The sequence below is a fragment of the Streptomyces sp. NPDC025806 genome, assembly GCF_055558275.1.
Map to the genome: position 1 here is coordinate 171,218 of NZ_JBVHMU010000007.1, position 19,019 is coordinate 190,236.

The 19,019-nt window shown below is 70.8% G+C and carries 23 protein-coding genes; 1 reads left to right on the top strand and 22 read right to left on the bottom strand.

Annotated elements, in window-relative coordinates; all coding sequences use genetic code 11:
• Positions 1 to 16: 16 nt before the first annotated feature.
• The 5 genes from ACZ4E1_RS18395 to rpsB all read right to left on the bottom strand — a co-directional run bounded on the left by ACZ4E1_RS18395 (position 17) and on the right by rpsB (position 4,825).
• A complete protein-coding gene (locus ACZ4E1_RS18395) occupies positions 17 to 1,267 on the bottom strand; it encodes a phosphatidate cytidylyltransferase (RefSeq protein WP_467540330.1) in 1,251 nt (416 codons plus the stop codon).
• Positions 1,268 to 1,299: 32 nt separating this feature from the next.
• Positions 1,300 to 1,857, bottom strand: coding sequence for a ribosome recycling factor (gene frr / locus ACZ4E1_RS18400; protein WP_161301549.1), 558 nt, complete (start codon positions 1,855 to 1,857; stop codon positions 1,300 to 1,302).
• 149 nt (positions 1,858 to 2,006) lie between these two features.
• Positions 2,007 to 2,774 carry a UMP kinase gene (pyrH, locus tag ACZ4E1_RS18405; protein WP_467540332.1) on the bottom strand — a complete coding sequence of 256 codons (768 nt, stop codon included), beginning with the start codon at positions 2,772 to 2,774 and terminating at the stop codon, positions 2,007 to 2,009.
• Between the two features lie 170 nt (positions 2,775 to 2,944).
• A complete protein-coding gene (gene tsf / locus ACZ4E1_RS18410) occupies positions 2,945 to 3,781 on the bottom strand; it encodes a translation elongation factor Ts (RefSeq protein ID WP_467540334.1) in 837 nt (278 codons plus the stop codon).
• A gap of 150 nt (positions 3,782 to 3,931) precedes the next feature.
• Positions 3,932 to 4,825 (bottom strand): 30S ribosomal protein S2, encoded by an 894-nt coding sequence (gene rpsB / locus ACZ4E1_RS18415; RefSeq protein ID WP_467540336.1) that lies wholly within the window; start codon positions 4,823 to 4,825, stop codon positions 3,932 to 3,934.
• Positions 4,826 to 5,111: 286 nt separating this feature from the next.
• Here rpsB and ACZ4E1_RS18420 point away from each other — a divergent pair, with 286 nt between their 5' ends.
• Entirely contained in the window at positions 5,112 to 5,837 is a 726-nt protein-coding gene (locus ACZ4E1_RS18420; RefSeq protein WP_467540698.1) for a murein hydrolase activator EnvC family protein, read from the top strand.
• A gap of 23 nt (positions 5,838 to 5,860) precedes the next feature.
• Here ACZ4E1_RS18420 and ACZ4E1_RS18425 read toward each other — a convergent pair whose 3' ends face one another.
• The 17 genes from ACZ4E1_RS18425 to ACZ4E1_RS18505 all read right to left on the bottom strand — a co-directional run bounded on the left by ACZ4E1_RS18425 (position 5,861) and on the right by ACZ4E1_RS18505 (position 18,947).
• Entirely contained in the window at positions 5,861 to 6,418 is a 558-nt protein-coding gene (locus tag ACZ4E1_RS18425) for a TetR/AcrR family transcriptional regulator (protein WP_467540338.1), read from the bottom strand.
• Positions 6,419 to 6,578: 160 nt separating this feature from the next.
• The gene (gene whiG / locus ACZ4E1_RS18430; RefSeq protein ID WP_467540340.1) at positions 6,579 to 7,418 is read right to left on the bottom strand and encodes an RNA polymerase sigma factor WhiG; all 840 of its coding nucleotides are present in this window, start codon (positions 7,416 to 7,418) and stop codon (positions 6,579 to 6,581) included.
• Positions 7,419 to 7,716: 298 nt separating this feature from the next.
• On the bottom strand, positions 7,717 to 8,910 hold the full coding sequence (dprA, locus tag ACZ4E1_RS18435) for a DNA-processing protein DprA (RefSeq protein ID WP_467540342.1): 1,194 nt from the start codon (positions 8,908 to 8,910) through the stop codon (positions 7,717 to 7,719).
• Entirely contained in the window at positions 8,907 to 10,520 is a 1,614-nt protein-coding gene (locus ACZ4E1_RS18440; protein WP_467540344.1) for a YifB family Mg chelatase-like AAA ATPase, read from the bottom strand. Before ACZ4E1_RS18440 ends, dprA begins: the two co-directional genes overlap by 4 nt.
• Positions 10,520 to 10,891: a YraN family protein gene (locus tag ACZ4E1_RS18445; protein ID WP_467540346.1), complete on the bottom strand. Its 372-nt coding sequence runs from the start codon at positions 10,889 to 10,891 to the stop codon at positions 10,520 to 10,522. Before ACZ4E1_RS18445 ends, ACZ4E1_RS18440 begins: the two co-directional genes overlap by 1 nt.
• A 138-nt stretch (positions 10,892 to 11,029) precedes the next feature.
• Entirely contained in the window at positions 11,030 to 11,338 is a 309-nt protein-coding gene (locus tag ACZ4E1_RS18450) for a DUF2469 domain-containing protein (protein ID WP_005311352.1), read from the bottom strand.
• 55 nt (positions 11,339 to 11,393) lie between these two features.
• A complete protein-coding gene (locus ACZ4E1_RS18455; RefSeq protein WP_467540348.1) occupies positions 11,394 to 11,903 on the bottom strand; it encodes an NUDIX hydrolase in 510 nt (169 codons plus the stop codon).
• Positions 11,896 to 12,639 carry a signal peptidase I gene (lepB, locus tag ACZ4E1_RS18460; protein WP_467540350.1) on the bottom strand — a complete coding sequence of 248 codons (744 nt, stop codon included), beginning with the start codon at positions 12,637 to 12,639 and terminating at the stop codon, positions 11,896 to 11,898. Before lepB (ACZ4E1_RS18460) ends, ACZ4E1_RS18455 begins: the two co-directional genes overlap by 8 nt.
• Before the next feature lie 90 nt (positions 12,640 to 12,729).
• Positions 12,730 to 13,632 carry a signal peptidase I gene (lepB, locus tag ACZ4E1_RS18465; protein ID WP_467540352.1) on the bottom strand — a complete coding sequence of 301 codons (903 nt, stop codon included), beginning with the start codon at positions 13,630 to 13,632 and terminating at the stop codon, positions 12,730 to 12,732.
• A complete protein-coding gene (gene lepB, locus ACZ4E1_RS18470; protein ID WP_467540354.1) occupies positions 13,625 to 14,719 on the bottom strand; it encodes a signal peptidase I in 1,095 nt (364 codons plus the stop codon). Before lepB (ACZ4E1_RS18470) ends, lepB (ACZ4E1_RS18465) begins: the two co-directional genes overlap by 8 nt.
• Positions 14,712 to 15,419, bottom strand: coding sequence for a signal peptidase I (gene lepB, locus ACZ4E1_RS18475; protein WP_467540356.1), 708 nt, complete (start codon positions 15,417 to 15,419; stop codon positions 14,712 to 14,714). The genes lepB (ACZ4E1_RS18470) and lepB (ACZ4E1_RS18475) overlap by 8 nt, the downstream gene beginning before the upstream one ends.
• A 78-nt stretch (positions 15,420 to 15,497) precedes the next feature.
• Positions 15,498 to 15,848, bottom strand: a complete 351-nt coding sequence (gene rplS, locus ACZ4E1_RS18480; protein WP_399129492.1) for a 50S ribosomal protein L19 — start codon at positions 15,846 to 15,848, stop codon at positions 15,498 to 15,500.
• A gap of 131 nt (positions 15,849 to 15,979) precedes the next feature.
• Complete coding sequence (gene trmD, locus ACZ4E1_RS18485) at positions 15,980 to 16,801, bottom strand: tRNA (guanosine(37)-N1)-methyltransferase TrmD (RefSeq protein ID WP_467540358.1); 822 nt, start codon at positions 16,799 to 16,801, stop codon at positions 15,980 to 15,982.
• A complete protein-coding gene (gene rimM, locus ACZ4E1_RS18490) occupies positions 16,798 to 17,370 on the bottom strand; it encodes a ribosome maturation factor RimM (RefSeq protein ID WP_467540360.1) in 573 nt (190 codons plus the stop codon). The genes trmD and rimM overlap by 4 nt, the downstream gene beginning before the upstream one ends.
• A 78-nt stretch (positions 17,371 to 17,448) precedes the next feature.
• Complete coding sequence (locus ACZ4E1_RS18495) at positions 17,449 to 17,688, bottom strand: RNA-binding protein (RefSeq protein ID WP_014176063.1); 240 nt, start codon at positions 17,686 to 17,688, stop codon at positions 17,449 to 17,451.
• Positions 17,689 to 17,690: 2 nt separating this feature from the next.
• The gene (gene rpsP, locus ACZ4E1_RS18500; protein WP_467540362.1) at positions 17,691 to 18,113 is read right to left on the bottom strand and encodes a 30S ribosomal protein S16; all 423 of its coding nucleotides are present in this window, start codon (positions 18,111 to 18,113) and stop codon (positions 17,691 to 17,693) included.
• Between the two features lie 231 nt (positions 18,114 to 18,344).
• Positions 18,345 to 18,947, bottom strand: a complete 603-nt coding sequence (locus ACZ4E1_RS18505) for a hypothetical protein (protein WP_467540364.1) — start codon at positions 18,945 to 18,947, stop codon at positions 18,345 to 18,347.
• Between the last annotated feature and the right edge of the window lie 72 nt (positions 18,948 to 19,019).

The window sequence follows — 19,019 nt, forward strand, 5'->3', positions numbered from 1 at the left end:
CGCACAGCAGGGATCGCTACGACCCGACGAACAGCACCAGCAGCAGCCACACCACCGGCGCCGTCGGCAGCAGGGAGTCCAGGCGGTCCATGATGCCCCCGTGGCCGGGGAGCAACGTGCCCATGTCCTTGATGCCGAGGTCGCGCTTGATCATGGACTCGCCGAGGTCGCCGAGCGTCGCGGACGCGGCGACGCAGACACCGAGGACCAGGCCCTGCCACCACGTGCCGTCGTCCACCAGGAACTGCATGCACAGCACGCCCGCCACCATCGCGAACAGCACCGCGCCGAGCAGGCCCTCGCGGGTCTTGCCGGGGCTGATGCGCGGCGCGAGCTTGTGCTTGCCGAAGCGCCAGCCGATCGCGTACGCGCCGGTGTCGCTGACGACGGTGAGGATCAGGAACGTGAGGACGCGCCAGGCCCCGTCGTCCGCGGTGAGCATCATCGCCACGAACGTCGCCAGGAAGGGCACGTAGAACGCGGCGAAGACGCCCGCCGTGACGTCCTTGAGGTAGCCCTCGGGCGGCTCGGTCATCCGCCACACCAGGACGGCGAGCGCGGTCAGCGCCATCGCCACCCAGGCACCCTCGGCGCCGCGCACGTACCCGGCGACGACCATCGCCGCGCCGCCCACGGCGAGCGGCACCAGCGGCGCCTTGATGCTCTTGCGCTCCTGGAGGCGGGAGGTGAGCTCCCACAGGCCGACGACGACGGCGACCGCTATCACGCCGACGAACACGGCCTTGACGACGAACAGCGACGCGATGATCACCGCGCCGAGCCCGACGCCGACCCCTATGGCCGATCCGAGGTCACGGCCCGCGCTCTTCTTGGGCTTCGGGGCCGAGGAGGGCTCCGGAGCATCGGGGGCGGGCTGCGGGGTTGCGCCGGTCATGGGCTCCTGCGGCGTCTCGTCGCGGAACAGAGGGCCGCTCGACAGAGCGGCCCCCTGGTCGTCCTGGCCACCGCCCTCTGGAAAGACACCAGAGGGCACGTCAGGCATATCGGGCACGATGGGCATGGGCCGAGTCTCGCCAACCGCGTGCGGTTCGTACGCGGGACCCGCCGGAGCGGGCCCCGGGTCGTACGAGGGGTCGTACGAGGGGACCGCGCCGTACGCGGCCCCCTGGTCGTACCCCTGGCCCTGCGCGTGGCCGGGCGCCTGGCCGAAGCCGGGCCCCTGACCGTACGAGGCGGAGGCACCCTCGCCGTAAGGGGAGCTCCGGTGTACGGGCCCGGTCGGCGCACCCCAGGAAGAGTCGTTCACGGATTCCTCGAACCTCGATGTTCCGCGCTGGCTCAGACTTCGAGCAGCTCGGCTTCCTTGTGCTTGAGCAGCTCGTCGACCTGGGCCACGTACTTGGCGGTGGTGTCGTCGAGCTCCTTCTCCGCGCGACGGCCCTCGTCCTCGCCGACCTCGCCGTCCTTGACGGCCTTGTCGATGGCGTCCTTGGCCTTGCGGCGCACGGAGCGGATGGAGACCTTGCTGTCCTCCGCCTTGGTCTTGGCGACCTTGATGTAGTCGCGGCGGCGCTCCTCGGTCAGCTCCGGGAACGTCACACGGATGATGCTGCCGTCGTTGCTCGGGTTGACGCCGAGGTCCGAGTCACGGATCGCCTGCTCGATGTTGCGCAGGGCGCTCTTGTCGAACGGGGTCACCACGGCCATCCGCGGCTCCGGCACCGAGAACGAGGCCAGCTGGTTGATCGGCGTCAGCGCGCCGTAGTAGTCGGCCACGATCTTGTTGAACATCGCCGGGTGCGCACGGCCGGTGCGGATCGCGGCGAAGTCCTCCTTGGCGACCACGACGGCCTTCTCCATCTTCTCCTCGGCCTCGAGGAGGGTCTCTTCGATCACCACTTGCTCCTGCGTGTCTTGAGTGAGGCCCGGCGTGCACGGGGCGGCCGGCTGCGTCGTGTGTCTTCGGTCCTGCGCGGTCGTCGCACCAGACGGTGTCCGACCGGCAGGCCATTGTCCATCCCTCGCGGGACGTACGGGGGACGGGGTCAGGCGCGCGTGCCCTGCTCGCCCACGAGCGTCCCGATCTTCTCACCCTTGACGGCGCGGGCGATATTGCCTGCGGCGAGGAGCTCGAAGACGAGGATCGGGAGCTTGTTGTCCCGGCAGAGGGTGATCGCGGTCATGTCGGCGACCTTGAGGTCCCGGGTGATGACCTCGCCGTAGCTGAGCGCGTCGAACTTCACGGCCGTGGGGTTGGTCTTCGGGTCCGAGTCGTAGACGCCGTCCACGCCGTTCTTGCCCATGAGCAGCGCCTCGGCGTCGATCTCCAGGGCGCGCTGCGCGGCGGTGGTGTCGGTGGAGAAGTACGGCATGCCCATGCCGGCGCCGAAGATGACGACGCGGCCCTTCTCCAGGTGGCGCACGGCGCGCAGCGGGATGTACGGCTCGGCGACCTGGCCCATGGTGATGGCGGTCTGGACCCGGCTGTCGATGCCTTCCTTCTCCAGGAAGTCCTGGAGGGCGAGGCAGTTCATGACGGTGCCGAGCATGCCCATGTAGTCGGAGCGCGCCCGGTCCATGCCGCGCTGCTGGAGCTCGGCGCCGCGGAAGAAGTTGCCGCCGCCGATGACGACGGCGATCTGTGCCCCGTCGCGGACGACGGCCGCGATCTCACGGGCGATGGCGTGCACCACGTCGGGGTCGACTCCCAGACCCCCGCCCCCGGCGAACGCCTCGCCGGAAAGCTTCAGCAGAAAGCGCCCCGCGCCTTTGCCGTCGTCGCTGTTGTCCTGGTCGGCCTGGGTGGTGGTCATGGAATCTCGCCTCTTCTGCTTGGCACACATACGAAGGAGGCCACTGCCGATGGGGTGGTTCGCATCCCATGCGCGGCAATGGCCTCCTCGTCACATCTGCGGTCGTCCGGCGCGTGCCCGGACAACTGCTGTCGACCCTAGCGGGGTCTCCCGTCGGGCGGGGTCCGGACTCAGATGCCGACCTTGATGCGCGAGAAGCGCTTCAGGGTGACACCGGCCTCCTGGAGGACCTTCTCGACGGACTTCTTGTTGTCGAGGGCATACGGCTGACCGAGCAGCGTGGCGTCCTTGAAGAAGCCGTTGAGGCGACCCTCGACGATCTTCGGCAGGGCGGCCTCGGGCTTGCCCTCGGCGCGGGTGGTCTCCTCGGCGACGCGACGCTCGGTCTCGACGACCTCGGCCGGGACGTCCTCGCGGGAGAGGTACTTCGGCGCGAAGGCGGCGATGTGCTGGGCGACGCCCTTGGCGATCTCCGCGTTCTCCTTGTCCAGCTCGACGAGGACACCGATCTGCGGGGGCAGGTCAGGCATCGTGCGGTGCATGTACGCGGAGACGTAACCGCCGGTGAACTGCGCGAAGCGGTCCAGGACGATCTTCTCGCCGAGGTTGGCGTTCGCCTCGTCGACGAAGGCCTGAACGGTCTTGCCGGGCTCGATCTCGGACGCGAGCAGCGCCTCGAGGTCGGCCGGGGAGGTCTTGGCGACGTGCTCGGCCAGCTGGTTGGCAACCGACTGGAACTTCTCGCCCTTGGCGACGAAGTCCGTCTCGCACTTCAGCTCGAGGATGACGCCCGAGGTGTTGTCGTCGGCGATGAGGGAGACCACGGCGCCGTTCTCGGCGGAGCGGCCCTCGCGCTTGGCGACGCCCTTCTGGCCCTTGATGCGCAGGGCCTCGACGGCCTTGTCGACGTTGCCCTCGGCCTCGTCGAGCGCCTTCTTGCAGTCCATCATGCCGGCGCCCGTGAGCTCACGGAGCTTCTTGACGTCAGCGGCGGTGTAGTTCGCCATGATCCTGGTTTTCTCTCTACGAAGTCTGAGAAGTGTGCGTCGGAGGTCCGGGCCGAACGGGCCGGCCCGGGGCGCCTCCAGAGTCACGGGTGAACGGCGGGGGCCGCACCGGCCCCCGCCGTCACCTCATGAAACCGGTACCCGTACGGGTCAGGCCTGCTCGGCGTCCGCGGCCGGAGCCTCGACCTCGGCGTCGGTGGCCACGGGCTCGGTGAGGACCTCGGCCTCGGCCGCGGGGGCCTCCGCCGGCTTCTCGTCGGCCTTCTTCTCGCCCTCGAGCAGGTCGCGCTCCCACTCGGCGAGCGGCTCGCCCTGGGCCTTCTCGCCCGGCTTCTGGTCGCCCGTGGCCGCGCCGGAGCGGGCGATGAGGCCCTCGGCGACGGCGTCGGCGATCACGCGGGTGAGCAGGGTGACGGAGCGGATCGCGTCGTCGTTGCCCGGGATCTTGTAGTCGACCTCGTCGGGGTCACAGTTCGTGTCGAGGATCGCGACGACCGGGATGTTGAGCTTCCGGGCCTCGCCGACAGCGATGTGCTCCTTCTTGGTGTCCACGATCCAGACGGCGCTGGGAACCTTGGACATCTCTCGGATACCGCCGAGGGTCTTCTCCAGCTTGGCCTTCTCGCGCGAGAGCACGAGAAGCTCCTTCTTGGTGAGACCGGACGCGGCGACGTCCTCGAAGTCGATCTGCTCGAGCTCCTTGAGGCGCTGCAGACGCTTGTAGACGGTCGAGAAGTTGGTGAGCATGCCGCCCAGCCAGCGCTGGTTCACGTAGGGCATGCCGACGCGGGTCGCCTGCTCGGCGATCGCCTCCTGCGCCTGCTTCTTCGTGCCGACGAACATGACCGTGCCGCCGTGGGCGACGGTCTCCTTGACGAACTCGTAGGCGCGGTCGATGTACGACAGCGACTGGAGCAGGTCGATGATGTAGATGCCGTTGCGCTCCGTGAAGATGAAGCGCTTCATCTTCGGGTTCCAACGACGGGTCTGGTGACCGAAGTGGACGCCGCTCTCCAGCAGCTCCCGCATCGTGACGACGGCCATGGCCGTACTCCTCTGGTGTTCTCGGTTGTTTCCTGACGCCCCACCGCATGCCTGCCGCGTACGTTCTGTCGCTCGTACGGGACCGATAGGCCGCTGACACCGAAGGTGTCGGGGCGTGCGAAGTCGATCCGGTGGCCCGGATCGCCACAAGAAGTGTACGGGACCCGCGGAGCAGCGGGTGACGCCGCTGTCCACAACCGGCCGGTAGTCCACGATTCGCCACCATGATCCGCGCGGATCGGCCGGACGGCGCATCGTCTGAGCCATGCGAACACTACTCAGCGTGATGCTTCTGCCGGTCCTGCTCCTGCTCACGCCCACCTCGGCACGGGCGGAGACGGGCGACCGGACCCCCGTCTCGAACATCTGGCCGGTGGGCGACCGCCCGGCGATCGTGCGCGACTGGTCCCCACCGGCCTCGCCCTACGGCCCCGGTCACCGCGGCGTCGACCTCGCGGCCCCCATCGGAGCGCCGGTCCGCACGGTCTTGGCGGGCCGCGTCTCCTTCGCCGGCCAGGTGGCGGGCCGGGGGGTCGTCACGGTCGAGCTCGACGACTCCGGCGCCCCGCCGCTGCGCACGTCGTACGAGCCGGTGGCGGCGTCGGTACGCAAGGGGGACCCGGTCGCCGCGGGCGCCGCCCTTGGCACTCTGGAACTCCCGACGGGCCACTGCCCGCCCGCCGCCCCGTCCTGCCTCCACTGGGGCCTGCGCCGCGCCACGGCCTACCTGAACCCGCTCACCCTGCTGACCCCGACGGCCCGGCACCCGGACCCGCCCCGCCTGCTCCCCCTCTGGGGCCCGCTGCCGCTGAGCCTTGGGGAGCAGCCCGGCCCCGGGTACGCCTTCGGCCTCCCTGGCCTTGGGCAGCTCCTCAACCCCGGGTACGCATGCGGTCGACCCAGCGTTGGGCAGCCTGCCGCCTGGGGCGATGGGGGTACCCCCTGCTCGAGCGAAGCCGAGAGCTTGGGGGAGGGTGGGCAAGGCGGCACCACGGCGCCGGGCGCGCTCTGAAGGAGGCCGAGCAGAGGCCGGGCTCAGCCGGAGACGCCGCGCAGCACCATGGCGACCGCCGCATCGACGATCACCCCGGGCTCCTCCGCCGCCCCGAGCTCGATCCGCCGCACGGCCGCGTCGACCACCCCCTGCACGAGCATCGCCGCGAGCCGCGGCTCCCCGTGCCCCATCTCCCCGAGCGCCTCGACGATCATCGCGACGAGCCCCCCGTGCGCGGCCCGGATCTTCTCCCGCGCCCCGGCGTCCAGCTCACCCGCCGAGATCGCGACGACCGCCCGGTGCCGCCGGTCCCCGACCAGCGCCAACTGCTCCCGCACATACGCCTCGACCTTGTCCCGAGGTGTCGCGGCCCGCGCCATCCCGGCCTCGACCTCCGCGGCCCACACCGGGAAGTCGACCTCGCACAGCTCCTCGACGACGGCCGCCCGGGACTTGAAGTACTCGTACACGGACGAGCGCGCGAGCCCCGTCCGCTCGGCGAGCGCGGGGAACGTCAGCGCCTCCGTCCCACCCTCGGACAGCAGAGAACGCGCCGCGTCCAGAAGGGCGCCGCGCTGCATCGACCGGTGCTCGGCCACAGAGGCCGCTCGAATCCTTGGCACGTCTCCACTTTACGAGCGCGGCCCCCGGGACGGGAGTGTCACCGGACACCCCGCGCCACCCCGGGCCGCTTCGCCGCCGGCCGCCGGGACCGCGCGGGCAGGGACGATTCCGCACGTCACGGAACCGTCGCCCCGGTCAGCGCCCGAACCCGGCCAGCTTCGCCCGCAGCTGCAGCACCGACTTCGTGTGGATCTGACTGACCCGGCTCTCGGTCACCCCGAGCACATTGCCGATCTCCGCGAGGGTCAGGCCCTCGTAGTAGTACAGCGTGACCACGGTCTTCTCCCGCTCGGGCAGCGTGTTGATCGCACGCGCGAGGAATCTGCGCAGCTCCCGGTCCTCGGCGACCTCCACCGGATTGTCGGCGGCCTGGTCCTCCAGGGTGTCCATGAGGCTGAGCCGATCGCCGCTCTCACCGCCGACGTGCAGCAGCTCCTCAAGGGCCACCACGTTGGCCAGCGACAACTGACTGAAAACGGCGTGCAGTTCCTCGAGCGCGACCCCCATCTCGGCGGCCACCTCGCTCTCGGAGGGCGTGCGCCGCAGCTTGGCCTCCAGCGTGGCGTACGCGCGCTCCACGTTGCGCGCCTTCTGCCGCACCGACCGGGGGATCCAGTCCAGCGCCCGCAGCTCGTCGATCATCGCCCCGCGGATCCGGGTGATCGCGTACGTCTCGAACTTGATCTCACGCTCGATGTCGAACTTCTCGATCGCGTCGATCAGCCCGAAGACCCCGGACGAGACGAAGTCGGCCTGCTCCACGTTGGGCGGCAGGCCCACACTGACCCGGCCGGCGACGTACTTCACCAGCGGCGAGTAGTGCAGGATCAGCTGCTCGCGCAGCCGCTCGTCGCCGGTCGACTTGTACGACCTCCACAGCTCCTCCAGGGAGGTGGGAGCCGGAGGCCGCACGCTGGAGCCGCGGGCGGCGGGGGGTGCCGCCGCCCGATCGGACCCTGAAGTGTGCTGTGGCATGCGCCGCCTTGTGCCGTTGATCGCTTCGCTGTGGAGAGGCCGGGGTGCCCGTCTCGTACTGACTGATCACGAGCCGTCCACCTGGTTACGGATTGAGGTGGCGAACCCGAATCCTGGTGAGCGTAGCGTGACTGGAGCGTCGCAGTGCGCGAGGGACGGATGATCACACCCGTGCAGATACGTTCCGTTAGCCGCCCCCGGCGACCTCCCACGTCTCTCTCCGTAACCGCCCCGAAACACCAACTGCCGGAACTGGCAAGGTCATCGGGGTGTCATCCGGACGGCGCAACACGCAGCGTCAGGGAACTCCCCCTTCCGGAAAGACCGGCTCGACGCTCTGGCGTGTCAACTGCCAGCCATCGCCGTGTCGTTCGACGAACCCCAACGAGCGCAGTTCGTACAACCTCCCGATCGTGTCGTCCTCACTCGTCCCCGCACCCCGGGCGATCTGCGGGACCGCGGCGGTCCCGCGCCCGGGCAGCGCGGCGAGCACCCGGGCCGCGGGCGGTGGCAGCAGATCCCGGGCGAGCACCGGCCCACGGCGCTCCGGTGCGAGCTCGCCGATCTCCCCCACCAGCTCGACCACTTCGGCGGCATCGGTCACCAGTACGCCCTCCTTGCGCAGCAGTTCGTGCACGCCCGCCGAGACGGCGCTCGTCGCCGGCCCGGGTACGCCCATCGCATGCCGCCCCAGGCGCTGCGCCCAGCGGGCCGTGCCCAGCGCCCCGCTGCGATAGGCGGCCTCGACGACCACCGTGCCCCTGGTCAGCGCCGCGATCACCCTGTTGCGCAGGATGAAGCGGCTGGGCGTCGGATGCTCCCCGGGCGGCAACTCGGCGACCACCAGTCCCTGTTCCGCGACCCGGTCGATCAACTGGGTGTGGCCGCGCGGATAGATCCGGTCGATTCCGCAGGCCAGCACGGCGATCGTGGCCCCGGTCGCGCCCAGGGCCCCGCGATGCGCCGCCGCGTCCACCCCGTACGCGCCGCCCGACACGACGACCCAGCCGCGCTCGGCGAGCCCGGCGCCCAGGCTCGCCCCCATGCGGACGCCGTAGTCGGTGCAGGCCCGCGACCCGACCACCGCCACCGAGCGCAGGGCCCACATCCGCAGGCTGGGCCCGCCCCGCACCCAGAGCCCCAGGGGCCTCGCGTCCTCGAGGTCGTCGAGCTGCCCGGGCCACTCCACGTCCCCCGGACACACGAAGCGCCCCCCGCACTCGGCCGCGCGGTCCAGGTCCCGCTCGGGAGGCGGCGCGTCCCGGGCCCGGGCGAGCAGGCCGGCCCAGCGCTCGGCCCGTACCCCGGGCAGCGGCTCGGCCTCCTCGTCGGCGGCGCCCGCGTCGATCCGCCGCACCGTCTCCACGGCACCGAACTCGCGCAGCCAGCGGGCGGCGACCTCCCAGCCCGGCTCGACGATCCGGGTCAGCCGGGCCCGGGCCAGCCGCACCGCGTCCGGCGCGCCCGCCCCCGTACCGGCGGGCCCGTTCACCGGCCGGCCCCGATCGTCATCGGCACCCCGCGCGAGATCCCGGTCCGCAGCTGGAGGGCGAGCGCCACGTCCTCGGCGAAGGGCCGGTCCCGTCCGGCCAGGTCGGCGACGGTCCAGGCCACGCGCAGCACCCGGTCGAGGCCGCGCGCGGTCAGGAAGCCGCGCTCCAGGTCCAGCTCGGCCTCGTCCAGGGCGCCGGGCGCGGCGGGCCACCGGGTGCGCAGGGCGTGCCCGGGCACCTCGCTGTTGGTGCGCCAGGGCGTCTCCGCGAGCCGTGCCGCCGCCCGCTCCCTGGCCTTCCTGACCCGGTCGGCGACGGTCCGGGTGCTCTCACCGCGCGGGCCGTACCCCGCGAGCTCGTTCCGCGTGACGGCGTCCACCTCGACGCGCAGGTCGACGCGGTCGAGCAGGGGGCCGGAGAGCCGGGCCTGGTAGCGCCGCACGGTCGCCGGCGGGCAGTCGCACTCGCCCCCGAGCGCCCGGTACTGCCCGCAGGGGCAGGGGTTCGCGGCCAGCGCCATGAGGAAGCGCGCGGGCAGCCGCACCACTCCGGCGCTGCGGGCGATGACCACGTGCCCCGCCTCCAGGGGCTGGCGCAGCGCGTCGAGCGCCTTGCCGCTGAATTCGGGCGCCTCGTCGAGGAAGAGCACGCCGCGGTGCGACAGCGACACCGCTCCGGGCCGTGCGACGCCAGGGCCGCCGCCGACCAGGGACTGCATGGTCGCGGAGTGGTGGGGTGCGCAGTACGGCGCGGTGTCGATCATGGACTTGCCCGGTGGCAGCATGCCGGCCACCGAATGGATGGCGGTGACCTCCAGGGCCTCGCCTCGGGTGAGCGGGGGCAGCAGGGCGGGCAGCCGCTCGGCGAGCATCGTCTTGCCCGCGCCGGGCGGGCCCGACAGCATGACGTGGTGTCCGCCCGCGGCGGCGACCTCCATGGCGGTGCGCGCCGACAGCTGGCCGACGACGTCCGCGAGGTCGAGCCCGTGCCCGTCGAGGGTCAGGCCGCCGATGTCGGCGCCGCTGCCGGGCATGCTGAGTCCGGCCAGCATCGGATCGGGGCGGCCGGAGGGCTCCGGCTCCTCCTCCGGGACCGGCTCGTCGGTGAGCACGGCGATGAGCTGGCGCAGGCTGCGCACCCCGAGGACGGAGATCCCGGGCACCAGGGACGCCTCGCCCGCGGTGCACTCGGGCACGACGACCTGCTCGTACCCTGCGTCGGCCGCGGCCAGCACGGCGGGAAGCACCCCGCGCACCGGCCGGACCCGTCCGTCGAGCCCCAGCTCCCCGATCATGACGATGTCGGCGAGCACGCGCGGGTCGATGCGCTCGGCGGCGCCGAGCACCGCACAGGCGACAGCAAGATCGAATCCCGACCCCGCCTTGGGCACGGAGGCCGGGCTGAGCCCGACCGTGAGTTTCTTCTGCGGCCAGTCGGCCCCCGAGTTCACGACGGCCGCCCTGACCCGGTCCCGGCTCTCAACCAGGCTCTTGTCCGGCAGGCCGACGAGCGTGAACGCGGCGACGCCGGGCTCCAGGTCGGCCTGCACCTCGACGACGACACCCTCGACGCCCACCAGGGCCACGGAACACGTACGCGCGAATCCCATCAGGACACCCCCCGCACGTGCTCGACGCGGGGTGCGCCGCGCTCGGGCACCAGGACGCCGATCACGTCGATACGGACGCCGCCGGGTGGCGTTCCCCCGTGCTCGTGGATCCAGCGCTCGGCCAGGCACCGCAGTCGTCGCGCCTTGACCTGTGTGATCGCGGCCATCGGATGCTCGAAGGCCGACGCGCCCGCCCCTCTGCGCGTCTTGACCTCACAGACGACGATCGCGTCGCCGTCCCGCGCCACGATGTCGATCTCGCCCGTGCGGCCCGCGCGCCAGTTCCGCGCGAGCACGGTCATTCCCGTCTCGGCCAGCCGCCTCGCGGCCAGGTCCTCGCCGTACTTCCCCATCGCGCCCCGTGCGTTCACGTCGGCACCACCTCCGACGCCCACGCTGCGGCACAGGACGGAAGGAAGTGGATCTTGGTGAACTACCGACGGGTTGTGGAAAACTCCGTCACCCGTCAGAGGGACGGCCAGGGGAAATCAGCGCGGAGGGGCGCGGGCTCAGCTGCCCGGAAGCTCCAGGTCGCTCTTGTTGAGCTCCTCGATGTTTACGTCCTTGAACGTGAGGACCCGGACCTGCTTCACGAAACGGGCGGGGCGATACATGTCCCAGACCCAGGCATCCGCCATCGACACCTCGAAGAACACCTCGCCCTGGACCGAGTGCACCTGCATCTCGTAGTCATTGGTGAGGTAGAAGCGCCGCTCGGTCTCGATCACATATTTGAACAGCCCGACGACGTCGCGGTACTCCCGGTAGAGCTTCAGCTCCATCTCGGTCTCGTACTTCTCGAGGTCCTCGGCGCTCATGGCATGTTCCCCTTCTGCCGTGCGTCCCCCTATTGTGCGTCAGCCACCGGTGCCTCTAGACGATTTCCGTGTCGAGAACCAGCGGCCTGCTCGGGGGACCCTCGACGAGCAGCCGCTTCAGCAGCTCGGCGAGCCTGGTCGGGTACACCGTCTCATGGGCCTCGGCCAGTTCCTCGCACGACCACCATCGCGCTCCCGCGACGCTGCGCCGTTCCAGGTCGGTCAGGCCCTCCCCGTTGATCTCCACGGCCTGGGCCGTCGAGGTCGTACGGGCCAGGAAGTACCACTCGTCCTGGTCCCAGCGACGCCCGTCGAACGGGAAGGAGCAGACCCGCTGCCACAGGACCGGGCCGAGCCGCACGTCCGTGATGCCCGTCTCCTCGGCCAGTTCCCGCAGCGCGGCCTCCGCACGCGTCTCGTCGCCCTCCAGACCGCCGCCCGGCGTGAACCACCAGTCGTCCGCCGTGTCGCCGGGCTCGTGCCCGTGCAGCAGCAGGATGCGGTCGTCCTGGTCGAGTAGGACGACGCGGGCCACCGCGCGCACGACGCCGCCGGGCTCAGACACGGGCGGGCTCCGGCGCACGACGGGTCCGGGAGCGCCGTGCCCGGTTCGCGATCGGGCCGTAGGCCGCGCCCGCGAGCACGAGGACGGCGCCGGCCACGACGGCGCCCACCATGATCCGGAGCGGGCCGGGCTGCGAGATGCCGCCGGGCATCGCCTCGAAGCCGGTGGGCTTGTCCAGCATGCCGTTCATGGGCCAGGCCACGGCGTCCACCCGGGCCTCCACGGCGCCGCGCTCCACCGAGCCGCCGTTGGCGTCGCCGAGGTGGACGCTGGAGTCCAGGGAGCCGCTGCGCTCGTCACCGAGGAGGAAGAGCCGGCCCTGCGGGACCGTGGTCGACTTGATCCCGGCGAGCGAGGCGGACTTGCCGGCCGGCAGATACGGTTCTTCGACCTGCTCGCCGTTGACGGTGAGCTTGCCGTCCGTGCAGCAGGCGATCTTGTCGCCGCCGACGCCGACCACTCGCTTGACCATCGGCATGTCGCCCCAGCTGGCCTCGCGGAAGACGACCACGTCGCCGCGCTTGACCTCGCCGCCGTCGATCCGTTGCGCGAGCACGCGGTCGCCCGCACCGATCGTCGGCGTCATGGAGTCGGTGGGCACCGTGTACGGCTGGTACACCACGGCACCCCATACGAACCCGCCGAGGAACAGCACACAGCCGAGGGCCACGGCTATGCCCGACAGCACACTGCCGGCCTTGCCGTGGCCCTCGGCCGTACGACCCGTCCTGCTCATCCCAGTTGCTCCCCAGCGTCGGAGACATCGACCGCGCGGTCCGGCCCGAGTGGCACGGACCGCGCAAGATCGGCGATCTGGGACGGCACCCTACCGGGCGCTCGTGACCTCAGAAACCCTGGTGTTCCCCTCAGTAACGCTCCGGTTCGTGCGGCGGCGGCGCCACAGCACCAGCGGCACGGCTCCGGCGAGGCCCAGGGCACCCGGGGCGACGTTCGCCGCGGCGTTGATCCCCGACTGGTCGAAGGTGTCCGGGACCGGCAGCGTGGACCAGTGCGTGGGCGGCCAGGCCACCACGATCGCGCGGCCCACGACGTTGTCCACGGGGACGAAGCCCTGGTTCTTGTCGTTCTGGTGGTAGCGGGAGTCCAGCGAGTCCTGGCGGTGGTCGCCCATGACCCAGACTTTGCCTTCGGGAACCTTCACCTTGAAGGTGCCGCCGACGCCGTCCGCGCTGCACGGGGTGTTGCCCGGGAAGACGTACGGCTCGTTCAGCGCCTTGCCGTTGACCTTCAGCGGGCCCGTGCCCTTGCACTCGACCGTGTCGCCGCTGACACCGATGACCCGCTTGATGAGGTCCTTCTCGTCGGCGGAGGGCATGAGGCCGACCCAGCTCAGCACCTTCTGCGCGGCGTTCGGCGGCTTGGTGGGCTCGCCCTCCAGCCACTGGTCCGGGTCGTTGAACACGATGACCTCGCCGCGCTCCGGCTTGGAGCCGAACCACGGGGTCAGCTTGTCGACGAGCACGCGGTCGCCGATCTGCAGCGTGTTCTGCATCGACCCCGACGGGATCGAGAACGCCTGCACCAGGAAGGTCTTGATCAGCAGGGCCAGGACCAGGGCGATCAAGATGAGCAGCGGCAGCTCCTTCCAGAAGGAGCGCGGCTTCTTGGGCTTCTTCGGATTCCTCGGCACGTCGCCGGGCCGCTCTCCGGCGGCGCCGGAACCACCCGCCGCTCCACCGTCATCGCTCCCGGGCGTGTGGTCAGTCACGCCGGGACCTGTCGCGTCGTCGGATCGCTCGGGCTGTTCCTCGGGCCCATGCCCTGACCGTGCGCCGACCGCCAAGTCCCCCACATCCACTCCTCACTCCGTGCCGCTGCCTGATCCCTACGCGATGCAGGCCCACCACTCCCATAACGAGCGGGAGTTCCGCAGGGGTCGGGAGAGGGATCAATCCGTCCGAATCCAATGAGTCGGGTCTCGATTCGGCGCTGTCCGCGGTGGCCACCCTATGCGACGCGCCGGGGGCCGCGGTCGATCCGCCCCCTTCCGCGCCGGCGACCGCCGCGAAGGTCTCCGGCTCCTCCAGCGTGGCCCAGTTCCCGACCGGCCAGCCGATGAACCGGGCCCGCCCCACAACGGATTCCTCGGACACGGTGCCGTGGAACGCCTCGGTCAGGTGGTAGCGGGAGTCCGCCGAATTCGCCCGGTGATCGCCCATCACGAAGAGCCGGCCTTCGGGAACCTTCACCGAAAAGTCGAACTTGGAGGGCGCGTTGCCGGGGTGGATGTACGAACGTTCGTCGAGGGGCGTCCCGTTGACGGTGACGCGCCCCTGGGCGTCGCAGCATTTCACCGTGTCGCCGCCGACGGCCACGACGCGCTTGATGAGGTCCCGCTCGTCGGCGGAGGGCAGCAGACCGATCCAGGTGAGGCCCGTCTTGATCTGCTTGATCCCGACGGGGTCGTCCTTCGTCTGGCCCGTCTCCTGCTCCAGCCACTTGCCGGGGTCCTTGAAGACGACGACGTCGCCGCGGTGCACCTTCGCGCCGAACCAGGGGGTCAGTTTGTCGACCAGGACCCGGTCGCCGATCTTGATCGTCTGCTCCATGGAGCCCGACGGGATCACGAAGGCCTGCACCAGGAACGTCTTCAGGACGAGCGCGATGAGCAGCGCGACGCCGATCAGGAGAGGTATCTCCTTGATCGCGGAACGCCGACGGCGCCGCTTCACCTTGCGGGCCAGCTTGCGGCGCTCGGCCCGGCCTCGCGGCGCGGTGCCCGCGGTGCGCCTGCTCCCGGTGGGCAGTTGCTCCTCGGTCTCGTCACCGGCGCGCGTCCTGCCCCGCTTACCCATGGGCGCCGCCCGCCGCGGGCACGCGCGCGTAGAGGTCCTCGCGCGCCGGGGAGCTCCAGTGGCCGGCGGGCCAGGCCACCCACTGGGCCTTGCCGATCACCTGGTCGACGGGGACGAAGCCGCCGCCCGGGGCGCCCAGGTAGTCGCGGGAGTCGCGGGAGTCGGCGCGGTGGTCGCCCAGCAGAAAGAGCGTCCCGTCGGGAACCTCGATGTCGAACGGCACCTCTGAAGGCGCGTCCCCGCGGTACAGCAGCGACCGCTCGTCCACGGCCCGCCCGTTCACGGCGATCCTCCCCTGCCTGTCGCAGCAGACCACGTGGTCTCCCCCCACCCCGACGACACGCTTGACGTAGTCCGCGTCGCCGAAGTACCCGCTGCCGTCGAAGACGACGACATCCCCGCGCTCCGGCCGCGCACCGAAACGGTACGCCAACTTGTTCACGAGAACGCGGTCCCCGACGTTCAGCGTCGGCCGCATCGAGCTGCTGGGGATCTGGAACGGCTGCATCACGAAGACGCCGAAGGCGAGCAGCAGCACCACGCAGAGCAGCGCGCCGAGCGTGATCCGGCCTCCGGGCACCTGCTCCGCGATCCATCCGAGAGACAAAAAGGAACGCGACCGTCCCTCCTCGCCCTCCGAGGTGTGCTCGTGGGGCCGGGAGGAGCGGTCGCGCTCCTGATGCTGTGCTTCGGTGTCCATCGAGGCCAGATGCTATCCGGCGCTCCTGTGGACTCCGTACGCGAGATGCGCTGACGCCCCCATGGGGCGCCGAGCGGCTCAGTTCTCGCGCTTCTCCTTGATCTTCGCAGCCTTGCCGCGCAGCTCGCGCAGGTAGTACAGCTTGGCGCGACGGACGTCACCGCGGCTGACGAGCTCGATCTTCTCGAAGATCGGGCTGTTCACCGGGAAGGTGCGCTCGACGCCGACGGAGAAGGAGACCTTGCGGACCGTGAAGGTCTCGCGGACACCGGCGCCCTGGCGGCGGATGACGACGCCCTTGAACTGCTGCACACGGGAGCGGTTGCCCTCGATGACGCGGACGTGGACGTTGACGGTGTCACCCGGGCGGAAGGCCGGGATGTCGCTGCGCAGCGACGCGGAGTCGACGGAGTCGAGCAGGTGAGACATGATCGTCTGCTTTCTTCACCGATGCCACAGGTCATCGGCGGGAGATATGTGATGAGTTTCGGTAGCTGATCGCGTCGGGCCGGCGTCGTTCCCCCTGTGGCAGGGGCGCAGGTTGGACGTACAGCAGCGGCTTATTCTTCCACGACCCCGGGCGTGGGCCCAAATCGGCCGTCGGGCCCCGGTCGCCATCCCAGGATCGAGAGCATCTCGCGGTCCTTCTTGTCGAAGGCCTTCGGGTCGGTGCGCTCGACGAGATCGGGCCGGTTGCGCACCGTGCGGCGCAGCGCCTCGTCCCGCCGCCAGCGGGCGATCTTCCCGTGGTGGCCGCTGAGCAGCACCTCGGGGATCTCGCGGCCACGCCAGGCCGGGGGCTTGGTGTAGACGGGCCCCTCCAGGAGGTTCGCCATGGCGCCGGGCGCGAAGGAGTCGTCCTCGTGGGACGCCGCGTTGCCGAGGACGCCGGGCAGCAGCCGGGCCACGGCCTCGGTGACGACGAGGACGGCGGCCTCCCCGCCGGCGAGCACGTAGTCGCCGATGGAGACCTCGTAGACGGGCATCCGGGTCGCGTACTCGTCGATGACGCGGCGGTCGATGCCCTCGTAGCGTGCCGGGGTGAAGACCAGCCAGGGGCGCTGCGAGAGCTCCACGGCGAGCTCCTGGGTGAAGGGGCGGCCGCTGGGCGTGGGGACGACCAGGGCGGGCGCCTGGGCGCCGCCCTCGTATCCGTCGGCGAGCACGTCGTCGAGGCACTCGCCCCACGGCTCGGTCTTCATGACCATGCCGGGGCCGCCCCCGTAGGGGGTGTCGTCGACCGTGTTGTGCCGGTCGTGGGTCCACTCGCGCAGGTCGTGCACGCGGACGTCGAGCTGTCCCCGCGCGCGTGCCTTGCCGACGAGCGAGACGTTCAGCGGTTCCAGGTACTCGGGGAAGATCGTGACGACGTCGAGCCTCATGCGGGGCCGTCCTCGGCGCCCGCCTCGGTCTCGGCGTCGCGGGCGGAGGCGACCTCGGCCCGGTCGTCGATGAGGCCGGGCGGCGGGTCGATGACCGCCTTCTGCTCCTCGAGGTCGATCTCGGTGACGATCTCCTCGACGAAGGGGATCATGACCTCGCTGCCGTCGGGCCGCTCCACGATGAAGAGGTCCTGCGAGGGCAGGTGGGAGATCTCGGTGATCCGGCCGATCTCGGTGCCGTCCACGGTGACGACGTCGAGGTCCATGAGCTGGTGGTCGTAGAACTCGTCCTCGTCCTCCGGCAGCTCCTCCGGGTCGACCTCCGCGATCAGGAGCGTGTTGCGCAGGGCCTCCGCTCCGGTGCGGTCGCGGACGCCGGCGAAGCGCAGCAGCAGCCGACCGCTGTGCACCCGGCCGGACTCGATGGTGAGCGGTCCCGTGGACGCGGGGTCGGTGGCGAGCACCGCACCGGGGCCGAGCCGCAGCTCGGGCTCGTCGGTACGCACCTCGACGGTGACCTCACCCTTGATGCCGTGGGCGCGGCCGATGCGCCCGACTACCAGCTGCACGTGAGCTATCTCCTGTCATACGACTAAGGCCGGGGACGGCCCGTAGGCCCTCCCCGGCCCGAGCCGGTGTTCAACTTGTCAGCGAACCTGGTCGACGTCGACGAGGTCGACGCGGACTCCGCGGCCGCCGATGGCGCCCACGACGGTCCGCAGCGCACGCGCGGTGCGGCCGTTACGACCGATCACCTTGCCGAGGTCGTCGGGGTGGACCCGGACCTCCAGCACGCGCCCACGGCGCAGGTTGCGCGAGGCGACCTGCACGTCGTCGGGGTTGTCGACAATGCCCTTCACGAGGTGCTCAAGAGCCTCCTCGAGCATGCTCAGGCCTCGGTCGACTCGGACGCAGCCTCAGCGGCCTCGTCCTTCTTCTCAGCCTTCTTCTTCTGGGTGATGGCCTCACCCTTGGGCTCGTCGGCCGTGGCCAGCGCCTCGAAGGAGGGGCGGGCGGGCTTCGGCTCGGCGACCTTCAGCGGCGCGGGGGCCGGCAGACCCTTGTGCTTCTGCCAGTCACCGGTGAGCTTCAGGATGGCGAGAACCGGCTCGGTCGGCTGCGCGCCGACACCCAGCCAGTACTGCGCGCGGTCCGAGTCGACCTCGATGCGCGAGGGGTTCTGCACCGGGTGGTACAGACCGATCTCCTCGATGGCCCGGCCGTCACGGCGGGTACGGGAGTCGGCGACGACGATGCGGTAGTGAGGCGAACGGATCTTGCCCAGACGCTTCAGCTTGATCTTGACTGCCACTGGAGTGGTGTCTCCTGGTCTTGACGTGGGTGGGCACGGCGAGATGGCCGCGTGGGGTTGCGGTACCCGAGTGCCCGATGGACGCGTCAGCCGGAGGAGAGAGGGGTCCTGTGCGACTGTCGAGTACAGCTAGTCATTGTGCCATATGCCGCCGGAGCGGCCGAACGCTCCCCCCGGCCCCGGGCGGGCGGGGAGGCGGCCCGGCCGACCGCCCCACCAGGAACCCGGCGGTCAGGCGACCCCGACGCCGGCGCCGACGACCTCCGGGATCCGGAACGGCTTGCCGCAGCCACCGCAGACGATCGGTGCCTGCGCCAGCACGGAGGGCACCACGCGGACATTGCGCCCGCAGTCGCAGACGGCCTTGACGCGGACGCCGCCCCCGGAGGAGCCGTGCCGCGCGGCCGGGCCACGGAAGCTGCGCTTGGTGTCCGCGGCGGTCGCCACGGTGTGCGCCTTGAGGGCGCGCTGGAGTCGCTCGATGGTCTGCCGGTAACGCTGCTTCGCCTCCGGAGTGAGCGCGACCAGCGAGAAGCCGCTGCTGGGGTGCGGCTCCTCGGGGTGGTCGAGGCCCATCTCCTCGGCGATGGCCAGGAATCTGCGGTTGTGGTAGCGGCCGGCGCGGGACGTGTCGCGGATTCCGCGCGCGGCTGCGATGCCGTGGACTGCCTCATGGAGGAGTCGCTCGAAGGAGAGCTCGTGTCCGCAGGCGGACGACGACTCCCCGATCAGGGATTCGGGCGCGGCAAGATCCGGCAGTTCGGGGTGGTGCCGCTGAATGTCGGCCCACGCCCCTGCCAGCTCTGCGGCGAGAACAGGTGGTGTCGTGCTCACGTCGTGACAACGAGCCGGGGTGCCTCTGTGTTCCTATTCCGGGGCATCCCAAATAATTTGCACGTACCCGTC

Excerpts from the sequence above, each read along its gene's own strand:
- rplS (WP_399129492.1), bottom strand. The coding sequence starts at position 15,848 with ATGTCTCACCTGCTCGACTCCGTCGACTCCGCGTCGCTGCGCAGCGAC.
- trmD (WP_467540358.1), bottom strand. The coding sequence starts at position 16,801 with ATGAGGCTCGACGTCGTCACGATCTTCCCCGAGTACCTGGAACCGCTG.
- ACZ4E1_RS18495 (WP_014176063.1), bottom strand. The coding sequence starts at position 17,688 with ATGCTCGAGGAGGCTCTTGAGCACCTCGTGAAGGGCATTGTCGACAAC.
- whiG (WP_467540340.1), bottom strand. The coding sequence starts at position 7,418 with ATGCCACAGCACACTTCAGGGTCCGATCGGGCGGCGGCACCCCCCGCC.
- ACZ4E1_RS18440 (WP_467540344.1), bottom strand. The coding sequence starts at position 10,520 with ATGGGATTCGCGCGTACGTGTTCCGTGGCCCTGGTGGGCGTCGAGGGT.
- lepB (WP_467540356.1), bottom strand. The coding sequence starts at position 15,419 with ATGGACACCGAAGCACAGCATCAGGAGCGCGACCGCTCCTCCCGGCCC.
- rpsB (WP_467540336.1), bottom strand. The coding sequence starts at position 4,825 with ATGGCCGTCGTCACGATGCGGGAGCTGCTGGAGAGCGGCGTCCACTTC.
- ACZ4E1_RS18450 (WP_005311352.1), bottom strand. The coding sequence starts at position 11,338 with ATGAGCGCCGAGGACCTCGAGAAGTACGAGACCGAGATGGAGCTGAAG.
- pyrH (WP_467540332.1), bottom strand. The coding sequence starts at position 2,774 with ATGACCACCACCCAGGCCGACCAGGACAACAGCGACGACGGCAAAGGC.
- tsf (WP_467540334.1), bottom strand. The coding sequence starts at position 3,781 with ATGGCGAACTACACCGCCGCTGACGTCAAGAAGCTCCGTGAGCTCACG.
- lepB (WP_467540350.1), bottom strand. The coding sequence starts at position 12,639 with ATGAGCAGGACGGGTCGTACGGCCGAGGGCCACGGCAAGGCCGGCAGT.
- ACZ4E1_RS18420 (WP_467540698.1), top strand. The coding sequence starts at position 5,112 with ATGCTTCTGCCGGTCCTGCTCCTGCTCACGCCCACCTCGGCACGGGCG.
- lepB (WP_467540354.1), bottom strand. The coding sequence starts at position 14,719 with ATGGGTAAGCGGGGCAGGACGCGCGCCGGTGACGAGACCGAGGAGCAA.